This is a genomic window from Melioribacteraceae bacterium (assembly GCA_035362835.1).
GTDB lineage: Bacteria > Bacteroidota > Ignavibacteria > Ignavibacteriales > Melioribacteraceae > DSXH01.
In genome coordinates, this window is the sequence record DAOSDY010000001.1 from 1358568 (window position 1) to 1377992 (window position 19425).

The following is a 19425-nucleotide window of genomic DNA, read 5'->3' on the forward strand; positions in this document are numbered from 1 at the left end:
TTTATAAGAAAAGGAAAATGAAAATGACAATTACAGAATTATCAATAAAACGGCCGTCCCTTGTTATAGTTGTATTTTCGGCGCTCATTATTCTGGGACTCTTTGCTTTCAGGCAGCTTAAATATGAATTACTTCCGAAATTTTCTACGCCGGTTATAACAATTACAACCATCTATCCGGGCGCTTCACCAAGCGAGGTGGAGTCAAGTGTTACAAAAGTGATTGAGGACGCTGTTTCGGGAATGGACAAAGTCTCAGAAGTACGGTCTACTTCTACAGAAGGACTTTCATTTGTGGTGATTGAACTTCTTCAAACGGCGAACACTGACTTTTCATTACAGGACGCGCAAAGGAAAGTAGGGCAGGTTACATCTCAGTTACCCGCAAGCGCAAAAGCGCCGACCATTTCTAAAATCGCACTCGACGAAATTCCTATTCTGAGAATGGGGGTTTCTGCGAATATGGATTCGCGGGAATTATATCAGTTTGTCAAAGATAAAATTCAGCCGCAGCTTTCCAGAGTCCCAGGTGTAGGGCAGCTTGCTCTTGTAGGCGGCGAGGAGAGAGAGATAAAAGTCAATCTGGACCTTCAGAAACTCCGTGCTTTCGGTTTATCTATTACTCAGGTAACACAGATGATTAAAGCATCCAATCTCGATTTCCCGACTGGTAAAATTAAAGACAGCGACGGACAGTTTATTATACGGGTTGCCGGAAAATTAAAATCGATTGAAGACCTGAAGAATCTCAGTATCGGCGAATCGAGAATGGGAGGTGAAATAAAACTCTCAGATGTTGCGGAAATTGAAGACGGGATAAAGGATTATACCAACATCAGCAGAATTAATTTCAGGAATACTATCGGCATAATTCTTCAAAAACAGTCCGATGCGAATTCAGTAGATGTAGCAAATCTTGTTAAAGAAGAAATTGTAAAAATTGAGGAGATCTATAAAGACGATAATGTGAAATTCGAAATAGCTCAAGACGGATCTCTCTTTACTATCGATGCGGTTGACGCGGTTAAAGATGACCTTGCTATCGCGGTGGTTCTGGTAGCCGCTGTTATGCTTATGTTTCTGCACAGTATTCGCAACTCACTGATAATATTAGTTGCGATACCTACTTCTCTGATCTCAACTTTTATTGTTATCTGGGCATTCGGTTTTACGTTGAATCTTATGGTTCTGCTAGGGCTCTCTCTTGTTGTGGGTATTCTGGTAGACGACTCGATCGTTGTCCTCGAAAATATTTACCATCACCTTGAGAAAGGAGAGGAGAGCAGGGTGGCAGCACTAAGAGGCAGAAATGAAATCGGTTTTGCGGCGCTTGCCATTACATTTGTTGATGTTGCCGTTTTCCTTCCTCTCACGCTCGTCGGCGGAATAGTAGGAAATATTCTTAGGGAATTTTCAGCGGTTGTTGTTGCCTCAACATTGATGAGTCTTTTCGTTTCATTTACAGTAACTCCGATGCTTGCATCACGCTTCGCGAAACTTGAGAGGTTAACATCCAGAACCATTCTGGGTAAATTTGCTATCTGGTTCGAAAAGAAATTTAAAGACTTTACTGAGTATTATATTGTCCTTCTTAAGTGGGCGATTAATCATAGAGGAAAAGTAGCTTTAATGACTATAGGTATTTTCGTAGCGAGCTTTGCATTGATTCCTGCCGGATTTATCGGCGCTGAATTTATGACTCAGACAGACCGCGGCGAGTTTGCCGTTACGCTTGAATTAGCTCCGGGCGCTACAATTGAAGAGACAAACATGGTTTCTCAGCTGATTGAAAAAAAGATCGGGGAGATGCCGGAAGTGATGCGTATCTATACTAATGTCGGCGCTTCAAACGAAGGATTTGTTGGGTTCGCATCGAGTAATGTTACGGAAATTACTGTAACTCTTGTACCCGAAGAGGAAAGAAAGAAATCGACCGACGAAGTTGGGAACGATATTAAACGTCTCGCCCAGCAGGTCCCCGGCGTAGAAGTCCGCGTCAATCCGGTCGGTATTTTTGGAACCGCCAATCAGACCCCGATACAGATGGTTATAAGCGGTCCCGACTACGAAGATGTACGAAGAGCCGCATCGGAAATTCAGCAGATTGTAAAGAATATTCCGGGAACAGCCGACGTCCGCCTCTCTTCCGAAGAAGGGAATCCTGAAACCCGCGTTGATATCGATAGGAGAAAATTAACAAGCTTCGGATTGACAATTGCAGAAGTCGGTCAGGCGCTTCAGGTCGCTCTTACTGGTAACGACGAGGCTAAGCTTCAGGAAGGCAACACAGAATACGACATAAGAATTATTCTGGATAAATTCGACCGCTCAAAAACCGATAACCTCGGTAATATCAGTTTTGTAAACCGTAAGGGTCAGCAGATCTATCTTAAACAATTTGCGAATATTTACCGCTCTACCGGACCTACTAAACTTCAGAGGCAGGCAAGAACTTCCTCTGTTACACTTTATTCTCAGGTTCAGACTGGAATAACAACAGGACAGATTTCTGCGGGTATAGACAGGGAATTGAGCAAATATAAATTCCCCCCGGGTGTTAAATATACTTATGAGGGGGATGTTAAAAACCAGCGCGAGTCGTTTGCTGATCTTGCGCTCGCCTTACTGGCTGCAATTCTCTTTACTTATATGGTGATGGTTGCGCTGTATGATTCGTTTGTTTATCCGTTCATTATTCTCTTCTCAATTCCGCTCGCAATGATCGGAGCTCTCTTTGCGCTTGCTTTAATGATGAAGGCCCTTAATATCTTTACAATTCTTGGTATAATAATGCTTACGGGACTCGTTGCTAAAAACGCTATTCTCCTTGTTGATAGAACCAACTTTATGAGAAGTCAGGGTGAAGGTGTAATAGACGCGATTATTGACGCGGGCAGGATGAGAATCCGCCCAATATTCATGACAACACTGACAATGATTTTCGGTATGATGCCGATCGCGCTTTCCGGAAGCCCCGGCGCCGAATGGAAATCCGGTCTTGCCTGGGCATTGATTGGAGGATTAACAAGCTCTCTGTTTCTTACTCTTATTGTTGTTCCGATAGTTTATACGAAAGTTGAAGAGATGAGGGTTTCTATTCCATTGCGAATTAAAAAGATCATTCGACTTTTTGTTAAAAAGAAACCGGAAATTGCAACTCCGGCAGAAGAATTAGGATAAGAAAAAAAATATATAGATGGCTTGATGCCGCTCCTGTTTTAGAAGCGGCATTTTTTATGCCGGTTAATACAGCTTTTTTTATTTTTGTGTCAGTTACTTTATTGCAAGGTGTTAATGAAATACTCCGTTATAGTTTTTGATCTTGGAAACGTATTAATCCCGTTCGATTATACAAAACCGATTGAACACTTCAATAACCTTAAGCCCGGGATGGGCGACCAGTTCGCTCAATTGTATAAGGATAATTATCACATTCACCGCTCATTCGAAAAAGGGGAGTTGTCCCGCCATCAGTACCTCTCACAAATGATTGAATGGCTCGAAGGCAGGATAAACGGCGATGATTTCTGCAGAATATTCTCCGATATATTCTCATTGAATCAGGATGTAATAGATCTGCTTCCCAAACTCAAGGAACACTATACTCTCTGCCTTCTCTCTAATACGAATGAGATTCATAAAGAATACGGGTACCAGCATCATCAATTCTTAAACCACTTCGATAAGCTGTTCCTTTCGCATGAAGTCGGAGCCATTAAACCGGAAGAAAAAATCTACAGAACCGTTGAGAACTTTACTGGAAAGCCGTCCGGCGAGCATTTATTTATTGACGATATTCAGGAATATGTTGACGGCGCGAAAGCCTGCGGCTGGGATGGAATTCAATTTAATTCCTGCGGAGAATTGCTGAAAGAATTTGATTCGAGAAAAATTTTGCTTAACAGCCGTTAGCTCGATTCTTCAATCCATTTTTTCCACGTATCGGGCTGATACCCAATTGTTACATCACTGCCGTTTCTTACAATCGGCGTTTTAAACAGAAGTGAATCATTCAATAATTCCTCTTCAATATCAAAACGCATGTACTGCATATTACGCTTTTTGAACTGTTTCCCCTCGCGATCAATTAATTCTTCCAAAGGAAATTTCCTAGCGATATTATCAAGTTCGCCTTTAGCCAGTCCTTTTTCGTTCAGATCCCTGAAATGAAACGGAATCCTTCTCTCCTTAAAATACCGCTCTGCTTTCCGGGTATCGCTGCAGTTTTTTGTCCCGATTATTTGAATATTCATGGCAAATCCGGAGTAATGGTTAATTCATTGTTTAGCTTAATCAAAAATTATATTTTGCACCGCCTAATTTAATCATTAGAAAACATTTTGGAAGCGTTATGAAAAAAACAGCATCCGCTATATTAATTTTATTATCAGGGTTATTTATTATGAACTGCTCTCAAGAACAGAAGCAAGACGATTTTAAGTATGTAGCCGAACAATTTGCTGATTTGCGTATTCAGCGTTACAGGGTCCCGGGATTTGAGGATTTATCATTGCCTCAGAAAACTCTCCTCTATTATCTCTATCAGGCAGCGCTTTCCGGCAGGGATATTATCTGGGATCAGAACTACAAGCACAATTTATATATAAGAAGAACTCTGGAAGGGATTGTTAAATCCTACAGCGGCGATAGAACAGTTCCCGAGTTTGCTAAATTTTTAGAATACACAAAACGTGTCTGGTTCTCAAACGGGATTCATCATCATTATTCGAATAAAAAATTCACTCCCGGCTTTTCTGAAGAATATTTCCGTCAGTTAATTTCCGGAACAGACGAGTATTCTCTTCCGCTTCAAAACGGTGAGATGATTGATGACCTGATAAATAAACTTATCCCGGTCCTTTTTGACCCTAATGTAGATCAATATAAAGTCAACCAGGATCCTAATTCGGATCTCGTAAGAACTTCTGCTGTTAATTTTTATGAAGGCGTATCCCAAAAGGAAGTCGAAAATTATTATAAAAGAATCGCTGATCCTGAAGACCCGAAACCGGTTTCTTACGGCTTGAATTCGAAACTTGTAAAAGAAAACGGTGAAGTTGTTGAACAGACCTGGAAACTTGGAGGAATGTATAATAACGCTATAAGGCAGATTCTCTTCTGGTTGAATAAAGCTGCTGGAGTTGCCGAAAACGACCATCAGAAAAAAACTCTTGAACTGCTTATTGAGTATTATAAAACGGGCGACTTAAAAAAATGGGACGAATATAATATCGAATGGGTTAAAGATACTCTTTCCGTAATAGATGTTGTAAACGGATTCATTGAAACGTATAATGATCCTCTCGGTTACAGGGCGAACTACGAATCTGTTGTTTCGTTTAAGGATCTGGAAGCAACAAAACGGATTAAGGCAATAAGCGATAATGCTCAATGGTTCGAGGATAATTCTTCAATTATGCCCGAACACAAGAAAAAAAATGTGACAGGAATTTCCGCCAAAGTAATTACTGTAGTAGTCGAATCGGGTGATGCGTCTCCTTCAACTCCGATCGGAATTAATCTGCCGAATGCAGAATGGATAAGAAAAGAGCACGGATCAAAATCTGTAAACCTCGGCAACATTGTATACTCTTACAACAAAGCGGCGGAGTCGAGCGGATTACTGGAGGAGTTTGCCTATTCTAAAGATGAAATCGACCGCGCTAGAAAATACGGAGCCCTTGCAAGCGATCTTCATACAGATATGCACGAAGTGATTGGACACGGCTCGGGTCAGCTGAATCCCGGGGTGGGACAGCCGAACGAGACTCTGAAGAATTATGCCTCTGTTCTCGAGGAAACGCGTGCGGATCTTGTAGCCCTCTATTTTATTCTGGACCGGAAGCTCGTTGATATCGGCGTAATGCCCTCTCTTGAAACCGGCAAAGCCGAATATGATGCTTATATCAGAAACGGATTGATGACTCAGCTTTCCAGGATTGAACCGGGCGATAATATTGAACAGGCCCATATGCGTAACAGGCAGACTATATCGAAATGGGTTTATGAAAAAGGGAAAAGTGAAAACATAATAGAGAAAAAGTTAAAGGACGGTAAAACATTTTTTGTAATTAACGATTATGAAAAACTGAGAAACCTGTTCGGACAGATGCTGAATGAAGTTCAGAGAATTAAATCTGAAGGTGATTTCGAAGCAGGAAAAAATCTGATCGAAACTTACGGAGTAAAGGTAGACCGCAAGATTCATGATGAAGTTCTCACTAGATATAAAAAGCTGAACATTGCTCCCTATGCAGGATTCATCAATCCGCGGTTAGTTCCGGTAATGAACGGAGAAGAAATTATTGATGTGAAGATAGAATATCCGGAGGACTTTACAGAACAGATGCTTTATTATGCGAAGGAGTATTCGTTTTTGCAGACTTACAATTAGTCTGCAGGTAGAGCCCTTCCTCGGCTAAGGAAGGGCTTTTTTTTAGTTTAATCCGCACATTCCGCTGGCGCATCCGCCGTAGGAAGGAACACCGCAGTTGCCGTCGGAACACGAAGAACCGCTGTCGAAACCCGTCGAGCTTCCGGTTGAAGCGCTGAACGACGAGAGTAATTTCTTGTGGTTTTTGGACTGGCAGTCTGGACAAATCACCTCTTCCAGGTTTGCGGAGGATTTTTGAAGAACATCGAATTTTTTACCGCAGTCGTTGCATTTGTACTCAAAGATTGGCATTAGTTACTCCTTATTTATTTAATTACTTTAGTCGATAATGAAGCGATATTTTCGATTGATGCATCGATTGAATCACCTGGAACCACACGCCCAACTCCTTCGGGTGTCCCTGTAAAAATCAGATCTCCTTTTTCCAGTTTCATTCGTGCAGAGATATATTTCACAATTTCAACCGGCGAAAAGATCATATTCTTAACCTGCGAATTCTGTTTTTCTACTCCATTTACTGAAAGGGAGATCGCCTCATTCCCGTTTAAAGAATAATCTTTCTTCAATACAATCTCAGAGAGAACTGCCGCTGTATCAAAACATTTGGCCAAGGTCCAGGGTTCTCCCTTTTTCTTGAACTGGGATTGTAAATCCCGGAGAGTCATATCAAGTCCAACCGTGTAACCCTCAATTGCCTCCGAAGCGGATTGGTCATCAGCATTTTTTACTTCGGCTCCAATATATAGAACAAGTTCTACTTCGTGATGCAGGTCGTTTGAATATTCCGGATGAACAACCGGTTCTCCAGAAAAGATAACGTTTGATGCCGGTTTTAAAAATATCAAAGGGAAATCAGGAATTTCGTTTCCAAGTTCTCTGGCGTGTTCGGCATAGTTTCTTCCTACACAAACAATTTTCCCGATCGGGACTTCATCATTACTGTTTTTGAATTTTAGATATTTCATAACGCCTTATTAGATAAAATATTTTTTAAAAGGATTCAGGGGGAATAAAAAGTTTTCTAAGTTTTTTGTTCCTTTTTTTTAGCTGCAGGGAATAAAATATTGTTTAATATCAGCCTGTAGCCAGGCGAATTTTTAAATAAACTCAGGTCAGTTGGAGGGTCTCCCACCGCGTGCTGATAATCCTCCGGATCGTGACCGCCGTAAAATGTAAAAGTCCCTCTTCCGAAATTTCCGTGAATATATTTAATCTGATCTGTGCCGGCCCTCTCGGCAAGTATATAAACTGAGTTCTTGATCAGTTTTCTCCGGTACATAGTTGTCTGACCCATAAATCCGGGAATCACGTTAACATGATTCTGAATCAGCATTGTTGGAACCGGATCGTATTTGGCGGAGAAATCGAATAGAGTGAAATAGTCGTTCCGCTGGTCTCCGATTTCAAGGGGCTGGATATCGATATCACTGTATTCGTAAATAAGCGGATTCATTTCCAGTTTAAAATTCTCGAATGCAAATGTATTTAAAAAATCGAGTTTGTTTTCCGCACCGGGATCCGGAGCGTCTCCGTCGTACATCCTGTCAACAATATCTACATTCATTGCAGAAAGTGTAATATCAAACGAGTCGGTTGCCGAACACATTGCAAATAGAAATCCTCCCTTGCCGACGTAATCCTTGATTATCGCCACAACGGTTTTTTCCATATCGGATACTTTTTTGAAACCGAGTTTTTTTGCTTCCGTTTCATACAGAAGCTGCTGTTCAACATACCATGCGGCCCCGCTGAACGAAGCATAAAATTTTCCGAACTGCCCTGTAAAATCCTCATGATGCGAATGAAGCCAATCGTACTTTTCAAGATCACCGCGGAGGATCTCTTCAATCCAGATTTTATCGTAGCTAACTTCGGCATAATCGAGCGCCAGCATTACGGCGTCATCCCACGGCTGAAATCCGGGCGGAACATAAACAGCTATCTTCGGTGCTTTTTCCAGACGGACGATATCCATATTCTGATCTTCGCTCTGGACAAAGGAATAAATCTGAACCGCTTCTTCATTTGAAAGAGGTGAAAAGGAAACCCCTTTTAGCCTGCATTTGAACGCGAGCTGATCCGTATAATCGAACATGAAAGATCCGCCCTTGTAGTTTAATAGCCAGTCACCCGTCGATCCGCTCTCCAGAGCGTTAAATGCAATACCGTATGCCTTCAAATGATCCGCCTGCTGAAGGTCCATATTTATAAGGAGCTTGGACTGAGCAAAAGTGGAGATAAAACAGATTAATAACGGGGCTATAAATTTCATCTTAAATATTAAATGTGTGGGACAAAAATAAAACGGGCTTAATCGTAATACAAATAAGTGACCGATTAAGCCCCTAAATTCCGGAAATTACTTTAAGCTGTTTTTCTATCGCTTTCTATGTAGAGGGGTTTTTCTCCTTTGGTTACCACGTCACGAGTTATTAAACATTTATCGATGTTTTCCTGTGTTGGAAGTTCGTACATAATATCGAGCAGAATTCCTTCAACAATCGATCTGAGCGCGCGGGCACCGGTTTTACGCTCGAATGCTTTCCTGACAATTTCATCAAGTGCAAGCTGATCAAATTCCAGCTCCACACCTTCCATCATAAATAATTTCTTGTACTGTTTAATTATTGCATTCTTAGGTTCGGTTAGAATATTCTTTAATGCCTTGTCGTTGAGAGAATGGAGAGGAGCAATAATCGGTAATCGTCCTACAAGCTCGGGAATCAATCCGTATTTTGTAAGATCTTCCGGCTGAATCTGTGTGACCAGGTTATCTTTATCCATAACTTCGTTGTTGGATAGATCGGTGTCGAAACCGATTGTGTTCCGGTTGATTCTGGAAGCAACAACATTTTCGATTCCTTCGAAAGCGCCGCCGCAAATGAAAAGAATATTTTTTGTGTTAATATTTATGAGACTCTGTTCGGGATGTTTCCTGCCTCCGCGCGGCGGAACACCGGCTACGGTTCCTTCCAGAATTTTCAAGAGCGCCTGCTGAACACCCTCTCCGGAAACGTCACGCGTTATAGAGACCGATTCGCTCTTGCGCGCTATCTTATCGATCTCGTCTATGTAGACAATTCCTTTCTGAGCTTTTTCGAGATTGTAATCCGCCGCCTGAAGCAGCCGGACAAGGACGGTTTCAACATCGTCTCCAACATATCCGGCTTCGGTTAATGTGGTAGCGTCTGCAATTGCAAAAGGCACATCGAGTATCCGCGCGAGAGTCTGAGCAAGAAGTGTCTTGCCGACTCCGGTTGGCCCGATTAATAAAATGTTGCTCTTCTCAATTTCAATTTCATCCATATCGAAAAGAGAAGTTGAAGCATTGATCCTTTTATAGTGGTTATAAACTGCAACGGCAAGGATTTTTTTTGCAAGTTCCTGATCGATAACATATTCATCCAGACTTTTTTTAATCAGGTCGGGTGTTAAAGTAGAATTATAGGTTTCTTTTTTTGTAAAAGAGGCGACATTATTTTTAAGTATATCGACGCTTGTTTTAATACAAATATCGCAAATGTAAACATCCGGACCGGCTACCATGCTGGTAACCTCACTGCCGTCTCTTCCGCAGAAGGAGCATTTAACGCTTTTGGGTTCTCTGGAATCTGTCATTTATTTCCGTTTTTTATGGATATTGAGTTTAAGTATTCTCTTGCTGTGTCAAAATATAAGGAGTTGGGGAATTTTTCAAGCAATTTCTGGTAAATTGCCGCGCCGCGCTGCGGGTCATTCAAACCGAATTGATACGTCATTCCGAGCAATAAAGTTGATTTATCTGCAAAAATCGCAGCTTTTAACTCATCTGAGAGCTCTTCGAGGATTTTAGAGGCCTCAAAAAAATTTTCTTCAGAAATTAAAATTTCGGCGAGTTTATATTTTGCGAACTCGTTTATTACAAACAAATTAGAGTTATCAGCTAAAGTTTTAAATTCAATCGCGGATTCTTTCGGCTTGTTTTGAAACAAAAGTCTGTCCGCCTTTGCGTAGGTTAAAAGGTTTAAAGAATCTTTTCTTGCCAATGTAATGAGTGAGGAGTATTCAATTGCATCATTAGCCGGATCAGAATTTAGATTTTGAAGGAGTTCTTTCAGGATATTTATTGAACCGTTAAAATCCCCTTTCCAGAAATAGACTAATCCAAGATACAGTTTCGCCTGGGCAACTACGTCGGGTTCTGCATTACTGAATCTTCCGCTCTGTATCAGTAAATTAACCGCTTCATCAAGCCGATCAAGTTTCATCGCAATCTCTCCTTTACCCAGATACGATAATGATGTGTATCTGGAGTATGGAGATTTACTAATAACCAGATTGTATAGACTATCTGCTTTGTAGAACTGATTCAACTTACGGAAATAAATTTCAGCCATTCTGAAAGTTGCTTCAATAAACGAAGCATTGTCGGGATATATTTTTGCAAGACGTTCATATGAAACGATTACAGCTGAATATTCTTCTTCAAATTTCTTGTCGTCGTTGCCGTAGAGTTTCCAGCCGGAGGAATTATTTTTTACTTTCAGGTTAACATTATCTTCGAGTGTTCTGACCAACCCGATTTCGGCTATCTGAACCAGAGGGGATTGTTTATAATTTTGAATTATATATCTGTAACCTTTCGAAGCAATATCATACTGCCTGTTCCTGTATGCTTCCTGGACAAAAGCAAAGATGTAATTCCCCCCGCCGTTTATTTTCCGGTCGTACTCAATAATATTTTCAAATGCCTCATCGTACATTCCGGAAAGTGAGTAGGCAAATGAAAGCAGTTCATTGAAAACGGGGAGACTGTTTCTTTCGGCAAATTCTTTAATCACTTTAATTGTGCTTTCGGCAGCGCCGGGTTTTCCGAAATAATTTTGAAATCGTGATTTAACAATTCCGGACTGTTCCGGTTTTGCGGATACAAGAGTGCAATACTCCTCGGCAGCCTCTTCAAACCGCATGTTTAATGAATAGATGTTTGCCAGATCAAAAGAGAAGATTACAGGATCGCCGGAAAATGCTTTTCCCCGTTTAAGAATCTCGATCGCTTTATCGAATAGGCGGTTTTCGATCGCATAATTGGCAATAACACGATATGGAACGTAAGTATTCGGATTTATATTGATGCCGCGCTCCCATGATTCGTATGCCTTCTGAATGTTGTCCATCATATAATATGTGGTTCCGAGCATTCCGTAGAGAGAAACATCGGCCGGTATTTCTTTAATCTTAGTTTCGAGGAGCAGAATCGACTCGTCGTATTTTTTCTGCCTGACCAGAATTTTATTCAAAGCATCCAGATAGACCTGATTCCATGTCTCCAGGGATTGAAGCTCCCTGTAGATTGTTTCGGCTTTTTCAAACTGCCCGGCCTGTTCGTAGCTGAGTGCGAGCCGGTATTTATTTTCGATATCCTGCCGGTCTGCCTGGGCGTGAGTTGAGAGTGAGAAAAATAAGAGAGATAATAGAACCGAAAGCCGTATTAAACTAATCAAGAAATCTTTCCTCAAAAATATTCCCGATCGATAAAATTTTGATCGGATCGAATGCGAGTTTTAACAGGGCCATTTTACGCACTACATCTTCGCCGTACATTTTAATCAGGTATTCACGTTTGGCCTTGCCGATACCGTGTTCTGCTGATACAGTTCCTTTGAAACTAACCGCCAGAGCACACAAATCCGAATAGACTTTTTTTGCTATCTGAAACTGAAACGGATTTTCCGGAAGCATATTCAAATGAAGATGACAATTGCCCGCATGGCCGTATATAACGTACTTAAGCCCGTTCTCCTCAACCATCTTTTTTGATAACCTGTAAAACTCTTTGAAATACTGCTCCGGTACAGCTGTATCCGTTCCGACTTTTTTCAATCCTTTTTGAGTAATATATTCATTTACCTTCCAGGCGATGGCATGACGGAATTCTTTGAATGTTTCTTCATCGGACGAACCGAGGGCGAGCCAGGATTCATCGGTAATGCAATTATACCTGTCAAGGATCTCAATCCATTGGCTTTCGGGCGAATCTTTTTCGTTTCCTGTTTCCTGTTCAAACCATACTGCCGCTTCAGCGCTATCAGGAATCTTTGTGTAAGCATCTCTAAGAAAATCAATTCCGTTCTTATCAAAAAATTCCAGGCCTCTTGCCGATAACTTTTTGTTAGCAATTAACCGGTTTTCTCTTGATATAGAGCGGGCGTGTTCTATAAAATTTAACGCGTCATCTTCACTCCTGAAAAATGCAACCGATGAAAATACACTCATCGGAAGTTCGATAAGCTTCAATTTAATTTGTGTAATTACACCGAGAGTTCCTTCCGATCCGATAAAAATATCTATAAGATCCATATTTTCTTTGCAGTAGTACCCGGCGGCGTTTTTCGTCTCCGGCATTTCATACTTAGGAAGATTAAACGATAATATCTTTCCGCTTTCTGTAAGTAGCATCGCATCATAACCGTCGGATCTAAACTGATCTCTGGAGATTTTTATTATTTCACCGTCTGAGAGAACAATTCTTAGAGATAGAACATAATCTCTTGTCGGGCCGTATTTAAAAGTTCGGGCTCCGGATGAATTGGTTGCAACGGTAGCACCAATAAAGCAGTTTCTTTCGGTCGGGTCGGGCGGATAGAACAGATTACGCGATTCCACCTCGTCCTGAAAATCTTTTAAGAGAACTCCCGGTTCTACTATTGCGTACTTTTCAGATTCATTAACCTCGATGATTCTATTCATCTTTTCAACAGAAAGAACGATACCGCCTTCGGGAACGCGTGCGCCGGTTAATCCGGTCCCGTTTCCTGAAATTGTTATCCGTTTTTTTTCATCAGAAGATTTTTTTAACAGTGCGGCTACATCGTTTTCGTTTTCAGGGAAATAAACCGCTTCGCAGCTTCCAGAGTAATTTGAAGCGTCCGATAAATAATTCTGTATTTCGTCACTGTTTTGTTTGATTATCATGGCGGGGAAATATTAAACACCGGTTCTTTATTCTACCGGCTTATTATGCCGCATCATAATTTCTTTCCAGGCATCTAAATCGAGTATTTCAGATTCCTCTATAAGCATTATCGGAATGTCGTCTTCGATCCTGTAACGGCGTCTGCTCTCTTTATCAACTGAAATAAGAAAGTTGCCGTCCAGAACAAGATCGGCTTTGGTTTCAGGACAGCAGAGAATATCAAGTAATTCTTTAGAAATCATTTTAGCTCCGCACCGCTGTTGTTCATATAATTTGTTAAATTTGCCTTCAATTGTAATAAAAATTGAGAACAATTTTAAGATAATTGTGCATGACCGGATCGTTTAATTCAAATAATATTAAAGAAGTACCACGGCTTGAGACCGATCGGCTGATATTGAGAGGATTCTCCCCAAATGATAAGTATGATATTTTCGAGTATGCATCTGTTCCGTCCGTTACCCAATACCTGCCTTGGGAATTTCATAAAAGCCTGGATGATACCGAAGCGTTTTTGAAACTATCTGCGGAGATGTTTGCGTCGCAGGATAATATCGACTTTGCTGTTGAATTAAAATCGGAAAAAAAGGTCATCGGAGGAATATCAATAAGAAAATGGAACGATAAAAACCGGTGCGCCGATATTGGATACGTTCTTTCTCCCAAATATTGGAATAGGGGGATTATAACCGAAGCAATTAAAAGAGTAATCAGATTTGGCTTCGAAGTTTTGAATGCAAATCGTATAGAAGCACATTGCGACGAAGAGAATATTCCCTCCTTCAGGGCAATGGAAAAAGCAGGTATGCGGTATGAAGGTACGTTAAAAGATAAAGTTTTTTTGAAGGGAAAATTTATCAACATAAAATTTTATTCGATTTTGAAAGAGGAATTATCTGAATGACCCGAATCAAAGTCTGCTGTATCTCCAGCATAAAAGAAGCATTGCTCGCAATTGAATACGGAGCATCCGCTCTCGGGCTGGTATCGAGCATGCCGAGCGGGCCCGGTGTAATTGAGGAGAAACTGATTGCTGAAATCGCAGAATCAGTTCCTCCGGGAATTTCTACTTTCCTGTTGACATCAAGACAGTCTGCTGCTGAGATTATCGAGCAGCAGAAAAGATGCAGGACAAATACCATTCAGCTATGCGACCGTGTTGCAGACGGAACTCATAAAATGTTGAGAGATGAACTGCCGGGAATTAAAATTGTTCAGGTGATTCACGTTACCGGCCGCAAGTCGGTTGAAGAAGCGGTTGAAGTAGCCCGTAATGTAGATGCCATCCTGCTAGACAGTGGAAATCAAAATCTGAAAATAAAAGAACTCGGTGGAACGGGAAGAATCCATGACTGGTCCGTAAGCAGAGTAATCAGAGAGAATGTTAAAGTGCCGGTATTCCTGGCCGGCGGATTAAATTCCTCAAATGTTTACGAAGCTGTAAGAATTGTAAAGCCGTATGGACTCGATCTCTGCTCCGGAGTCCGGACAGGAGACCGGCTGGATGAAAACAAATTAAAATCATTTGTAGAAAAAGTTTTTGAGGCGGATAAAACAATTGAAAGACTTAGCTGAACTATCCTATAAAAAAATTCTGATCTTCTGGCTTCCTCTCCTGGCTACCTGGCTGATGATGTCTATTGAAGGACCGTTTCTAACAGCACTAATAGCACGATTAGCCGACCCGGAATTTAATCTGGCCTCTTACGGAGTCGCATTTTCGTTTGCACTTATTATAGAATCTCCGGTGATTATGATGCTAAGCGCATCAACTGCTCTAGTCGATGGGAAATTTTCTTTCTTTAAACTCAGAAGCTTTGTCAATATTGTTAATCTCGCATTAATTGTACTAATGCTCATAGTAATATATCCGCCGGTATTTGATTTTATATCAATTGGCGTATTAAATCTTCCTGAACGCGTCGCTCATTTAACTCATATGGCGGTAGCAATTCTTATTCCGTGGGCTCCGGCAATAGGTTACAGACGGTTCTACCAGGGGATAATGATAAGAAATAATATGACTCGAATGGTAGCATTAGGAACAATTGTGCGTCTCTCGGCAATGTCACTTACGGCAATCCTTCTCTTTGGAGTAAAGGGTGTGCATGGAGTAGTTGTCGGGGCATCGGCTCTATCTGTCGGAGTTATTGCCGAAGCATTTGCAACACGTTTAATGTCTTCCGGATTAATTAAAAAGATTATTAACGGTACGGATTCCGGAAGTGAGCTTACATATGGAGAGATCGTCAGGTTTTATTATCCTCTTGTACTTACATCCTTCATATCGCTCGGTATTCATCCGGTTGTAACATTCTTTCTGGGGCAGAGCCGGATGGCTCTCGAATCTCTTGCGGTTCTCCCGGTTCTTAATTCGCTTGTGTTTATTTTCAGAGCTTTCGGTTTGTCATATCAGGAAGTCGGAATTGCTTTAATTAAGAAGAAAGATGATTTCATAAAGCTCAGAAATTTTGCAGCTGTTATGGCTCTGCTCGTCTTTACAGGCCTGTCGATTATTTCGTTTACGCCTCTCGGCGATGTTTGGCTTATTAGTGTGTCCGGGCTTTCGGAACAACTAGCCGGGTTTGCAGCTCTCCCGCTGATGATCTATACCTTTTTCCCGATTACAACCGTCTGGATCAATTTTCAGAGATCGCTTCTTGTAAATGTCAGAATTACAAAACCGATAACATATGCAACGATGATTGAAGTATCCGCCGTTATTCTGCTTCTTTTCCTGACGATTAAATATTTTGATATGACTGGTGTAACCGCCGCGATAATTTCTTATACAATTGGAAGACTTGCGGCGAATATTTATCTGGTTAATCCGTTCAGAAGTGCGAGATCAAAAATATTCGGTTCTTGAATTATAGTCCAGATCAGTTTACAATCAGCTTGAATCCGGAACCATGAACGTTTACGATCTGAATTGACGGATCACCTTTAAGATAAGACCGGAGCTTGGTTATATAAACGTCCATACTTCTTGATGTGAAATAACTATCGTCCTTCCAGATTTTGCGTAAGGCTTCGCCCCGTTCCAGCAATTCATTTTGTTTCTGGCAGAGCAGTTTCAAGAGTTCCGCTTCCCTGGATGTGAGCTTCTGCTCTTTCCTGTCAAGGCAAAGTGAACGAGTATCAAAGTTGAATAAATATTTGCCGATCTCGAATTCCGAATACCCGCGAATCCCTTCACTACGATCATTACGTTTTATCACAGCATTTATGCGCAGAATCAGTTCTTCCATGCTGAATGGTTTGGTTATGTAATCGTCGGCTCCGAGTTTAAAACCCTCTATCTTATCTTCCAGCATCGATTTAGCCGTTACAAAAATAAATGGAACAGAAGAAATTTCTTTAATCTTTCCCGCAAGAGTAAATCCGTCCATTTTCGGCATCATCACATCAATTATGCAGATATCGAATCTGTTGCGGCCAAAGGTTCTTAATCCATCCTCGCCGTTAAGACAGTGAACAACTTCAAATCCTTTTACACTTAGATATTCTTTTAGAATGGTTCCGAGATTCAGATCATCTTCTATCAATAATACTCTTGTTAATGGAGTTGTCATTATACTATTGTTCCCGGAAGTTTTATTTCAAAACGGCTTCCTTCACCCGGTGCGCTACTTACTGTAATTAATCCTGAATGGGCGTCTAAAATTTTCTTCGAATAACTGAGTCCGATACCATTGCCTCTTACGTTATGTATATTTCCAGTAGGAACCCTGTAAAATGTTTCGAATATTTTTTCCAGGTGATCTTTGTGAATGCCGATGCCATTATCAGAAATGTTTAATGTAATTTCAGCGTCCTTGTATTCAGTGGAAATTCTGATTACCGGTTCCCGATCGTTATATTTAATGGCATTATCGATCAGGTTGCTTATAACATTTGTTATATGAAATTTGTCCGCGTTGCATCTCAAATTTTCATTCGAAAGGGCGAGTTCAATCCTGCCGTTCTGCTTTTTAAGTACTTCTTCATATGACTCGGCCGCTTTAATAACCGCATCGTTCAGATTGAATTCCTCTTTGTTTATATGAACTGAACCTTTCTCGAATGCGGCTGTGTTGAGCAGGGTTTCAACCATCATACTCAACCGCTCGTTCTCCTCCTTAATAATTGACCTGTATCTTTCTACCGAGGATTGTTCTTTAACAAGATCAGGTTCCTTTAACGCCTCGCATGCTACAGAGATTGTTGAAATCGGCGTTTTGAACTCATGCGTTATATTATTTATCAGATCGTTTTTTATCTCGGTAATCTTTTTCTGCTGAATAAACATTTGAATGGTTTTGTAAAAAAGCAGAGATATAATTGAAATGAGAATTATGGATAGAACCAGCATCCCGGAAACTGAGGTAAGAAGATATCTGTCCTTATCCGGGAAATAAACCACCAATTGATTCGGCCGGTTAAAAATTTCGTCAGGGAAAAGAAAAGTTCTGGCTGTTGATTTTTTTAGTTCATTAATATTGGCTCCCTCTTTTACAAGAACGATAGTATCCCGTGCAGGTTTTTCAACGCCAAAATAAAAACTGGTCTCTATTCCGTTTTTCTTCAGTTCTTCGAACAGAAAATTCTCAAGCCGGCTTTCATTTATCCGCTCCTCAATTTTTTTACCTGTGTTAATTCGGATTATGTCTGTAACTACATCCTGAACAAGCTCCGACCGCTTAACCACAAAAGAATCTATTTTCTGTTTCCAGGCGACTCTGTTGCCAATCATAATTTTGTTTCGGTAAGAGGAGTCGACCCTGAACACACGTATATCCGCTGTATCCTTTCCCTCGGTAAAATAATTGAATTGAAAATTCAGATCCCGTTTTTGTGAACTGTCTGCTGTTACGAGCGCGATACTATAAATTGAGTCCGTAATCACTACACCGGATGTTGATTTATTAACCGGATTGAAATCCTTTGGTTGCAGGTTAGAATGCTCAATTTTTCTCAACACGCCTTGCGCGGCTTCATCCCGGTCAATTTTTTCTGCTACTCCGCGAAGTGCATCATTAACCTTTCTGTCGAACCGCTCCTCTTCAATCTTAATAACATTTATCAGCCAGAAAATCTGGATTGCAACCAGCCCGATCACCGAAAGTGTTACTATCGATACAATTATTTTTATCCGTCTCTCTTTCATGGAAGCAAATTTAATTCATAACGGTGTCTATTTCATAAATTTAACATTTTTTAACATTCTTTTAAGAATCCGTTAACATAATTCAATTGTAAGATAGTATAATTTTAGACCTAAATAAGGAGTAGAAACCATGACCGATATTAATTCAAGAAAAGTAATATTAATTATCATTTTCTTTTTGCTTGGGATTTTCAGTCTAACACTTTTTGCCCAGGATAAAAAAGACGAGACAGCTACCAAACTGGACCAGCTTAAAGGTAAAGTTGAAAAACTGACTGTTAAAGTCGACGGTAAGGATGTTGTCTTTGAAGGGAAGGAAGCCGAGGGACTCGTAAAAAAACTAAGGGCATTCGGTAAAATGCCGGAGATGATCTGGTTATCTGATGAAGAAGAAATTGAACATACAGGCGGGAAAGTAATGATGTTCAAATATGATTCGAAGGATAAAGATTTCAACTGGTCCGGTAAAGATGATATGGATAAAAAAATTGAGGTAAGAATTGTTGATGGTGATAAGAAAGTAACCGTTACTACAAAGAAGGACGGCAAGGAAGAGATAAAAACATACGAAGGTGAAGAAGCCGAGAAGTTTTTAGAGGAAAATCAGAAATCGGGCAACTTCAGAATAATGATCGGCAAGGATAAAAAAGCAGGCGATCATATGATTTATTTTGACCGGAAGTCGGGCAAGGAAGGGGGCTGCTGCATTCGGATGAAACGGCCCGGGCATGTTACACAGGGAAAAGTTAAGAAAATAATTATCGATAAGGTTGAAAAGGAAGAAAAAGAAGAGAAAAAATCCGACAAGTAAATTCCACAGAATAGTTTAAGGAGCCGGGATTACCGGCTCCTTACATAAAAAAAGCGCTCCCCGTCTTTTCTAAGTAGATTTCATTTCTTAAATTCCACATAGAATCAATAACCATAA

At 40.7% G+C, this 19425-nt stretch carries 17 protein-coding genes; 7 read left to right on the forward strand and 10 right to left on the reverse strand.

Annotation, left to right across the window (positions count from 1 at the left end; translation table 11 throughout):
- Nucleotides 1-23 precede the first annotated feature (23 nt).
- Nucleotides 24-3179, forward strand: coding sequence for an efflux RND transporter permease subunit (locus tag PLZ15_05710; GenBank protein HOI29242.1), 3156 nt, complete (start codon nt 24-26; stop codon nt 3177-3179).
- Between the two features lie 114 nt (nt 3180-3293).
- Nucleotides 3294-3911, forward strand: coding sequence for an HAD family phosphatase (locus tag PLZ15_05715; protein ID HOI29243.1), 618 nt, complete (start codon nt 3294-3296; stop codon nt 3909-3911).
- Here PLZ15_05715 and PLZ15_05720 read toward each other — a convergent pair.
- Complete coding sequence (locus tag PLZ15_05720; GenBank protein HOI29244.1) at nt 3908-4252, reverse strand: arsenate reductase family protein; 345 nt, start codon at nt 4250-4252, stop codon at nt 3908-3910. The two genes, PLZ15_05715 and PLZ15_05720, sit on opposite strands and share 4 nt — an antisense overlap.
- A gap of 149 nt (nt 4253-4401) precedes the next feature.
- Here PLZ15_05720 and PLZ15_05725 point away from each other — a divergent pair, with 149 nt between their 5' ends.
- The gene (locus PLZ15_05725; GenBank protein ID HOI29245.1) at nt 4402-6393 is read left to right on the forward strand and encodes a dihydrofolate reductase; all 1992 of its coding nucleotides are present in this window, start codon (nt 4402-4404) and stop codon (nt 6391-6393) included.
- Between the two features lie 42 nt (nt 6394-6435).
- Here the strand turns inward: PLZ15_05725 and PLZ15_05730 are convergent, their stop codons facing one another.
- The 7 genes from PLZ15_05730 to PLZ15_05760 form a co-directional block, all read right to left on the reverse strand.
- The gene (locus tag PLZ15_05730) at nt 6436-6684 is read right to left on the reverse strand and encodes a zinc ribbon domain-containing protein (GenBank protein HOI29246.1); all 249 of its coding nucleotides are present in this window, start codon (nt 6682-6684) and stop codon (nt 6436-6438) included.
- Nucleotides 6685-6698: 14 nt separating this feature from the next.
- Nucleotides 6699-7358, reverse strand: a complete 660-nt coding sequence (locus PLZ15_05735) for a fumarylacetoacetate hydrolase family protein (GenBank protein ID HOI29247.1) — start codon at nt 7356-7358, stop codon at nt 6699-6701.
- Between the two features lie 56 nt (nt 7359-7414).
- Entirely contained in the window at nt 7415-8665 is a 1251-nt protein-coding gene (locus PLZ15_05740; GenBank protein HOI29248.1) for an asparagine synthetase B, read from the reverse strand.
- Nucleotides 8666-8757: 92 nt separating this feature from the next.
- On the reverse strand, nt 8758-10011 hold the full coding sequence (gene clpX, locus PLZ15_05745; protein HOI29249.1) for an ATP-dependent Clp protease ATP-binding subunit ClpX: 1254 nt from the start codon (nt 10009-10011) through the stop codon (nt 8758-8760).
- On the reverse strand, nt 10008-11876 hold the full coding sequence (locus PLZ15_05750) for a tetratricopeptide repeat protein (protein ID HOI29250.1): 1869 nt from the start codon (nt 11874-11876) through the stop codon (nt 10008-10010). Before PLZ15_05750 ends, clpX begins: the two co-directional genes overlap by 4 nt.
- A complete protein-coding gene (locus PLZ15_05755) occupies nt 11869-13347 on the reverse strand; it encodes an FAD-binding oxidoreductase (protein ID HOI29251.1) in 1479 nt (492 codons plus the stop codon). Before PLZ15_05755 ends, PLZ15_05750 begins: the two co-directional genes overlap by 8 nt.
- Before the next feature lie 27 nt (nt 13348-13374).
- Entirely contained in the window at nt 13375-13590 is a 216-nt protein-coding gene (locus PLZ15_05760; GenBank protein ID HOI29252.1) for a hypothetical protein, read from the reverse strand.
- Between the two features lie 89 nt (nt 13591-13679).
- Between PLZ15_05760 and PLZ15_05765 the strand changes: the two genes are divergently transcribed.
- Genes PLZ15_05765 through PLZ15_05775 form a run of 3 tightly spaced genes read left to right on the forward strand, consistent with a single transcriptional unit; the run spans nt 13680 to nt 16217 of the window.
- Complete coding sequence (locus PLZ15_05765; protein ID HOI29253.1) at nt 13680-14252, forward strand: GNAT family protein; 573 nt, start codon at nt 13680-13682, stop codon at nt 14250-14252.
- Entirely contained in the window at nt 14249-14923 is a 675-nt protein-coding gene (locus PLZ15_05770) for a phosphoribosylanthranilate isomerase (protein HOI29254.1), read from the forward strand. The genes PLZ15_05765 and PLZ15_05770 overlap by 4 nt, the downstream gene beginning before the upstream one ends.
- Entirely contained in the window at nt 14907-16217 is a 1311-nt protein-coding gene (locus tag PLZ15_05775; protein ID HOI29255.1) for a hypothetical protein, read from the forward strand. The genes PLZ15_05770 and PLZ15_05775 overlap by 17 nt, the downstream gene beginning before the upstream one ends.
- A 13-nt stretch (nt 16218-16230) precedes the next feature.
- On the opposite strand, the gene PLZ15_05780 is transcribed toward PLZ15_05775, so the two are convergent.
- Nucleotides 16231-16923, reverse strand: coding sequence for a response regulator transcription factor (locus PLZ15_05780; protein ID HOI29256.1), 693 nt, complete (start codon nt 16921-16923; stop codon nt 16231-16233).
- Complete coding sequence (locus PLZ15_05785) at nt 16923-18497, reverse strand: HAMP domain-containing sensor histidine kinase (GenBank protein HOI29257.1); 1575 nt, start codon at nt 18495-18497, stop codon at nt 16923-16925. Before PLZ15_05785 ends, PLZ15_05780 begins: the two co-directional genes overlap by 1 nt.
- Before the next feature lie 130 nt (nt 18498-18627).
- Here PLZ15_05785 and PLZ15_05790 point away from each other — a divergent pair, with 130 nt between their 5' ends.
- On the forward strand, nt 18628-19308 hold the full coding sequence (locus PLZ15_05790) for a hypothetical protein (protein ID HOI29258.1): 681 nt from the start codon (nt 18628-18630) through the stop codon (nt 19306-19308).
- Nucleotides 19309-19425 lie beyond the last annotated feature (117 nt).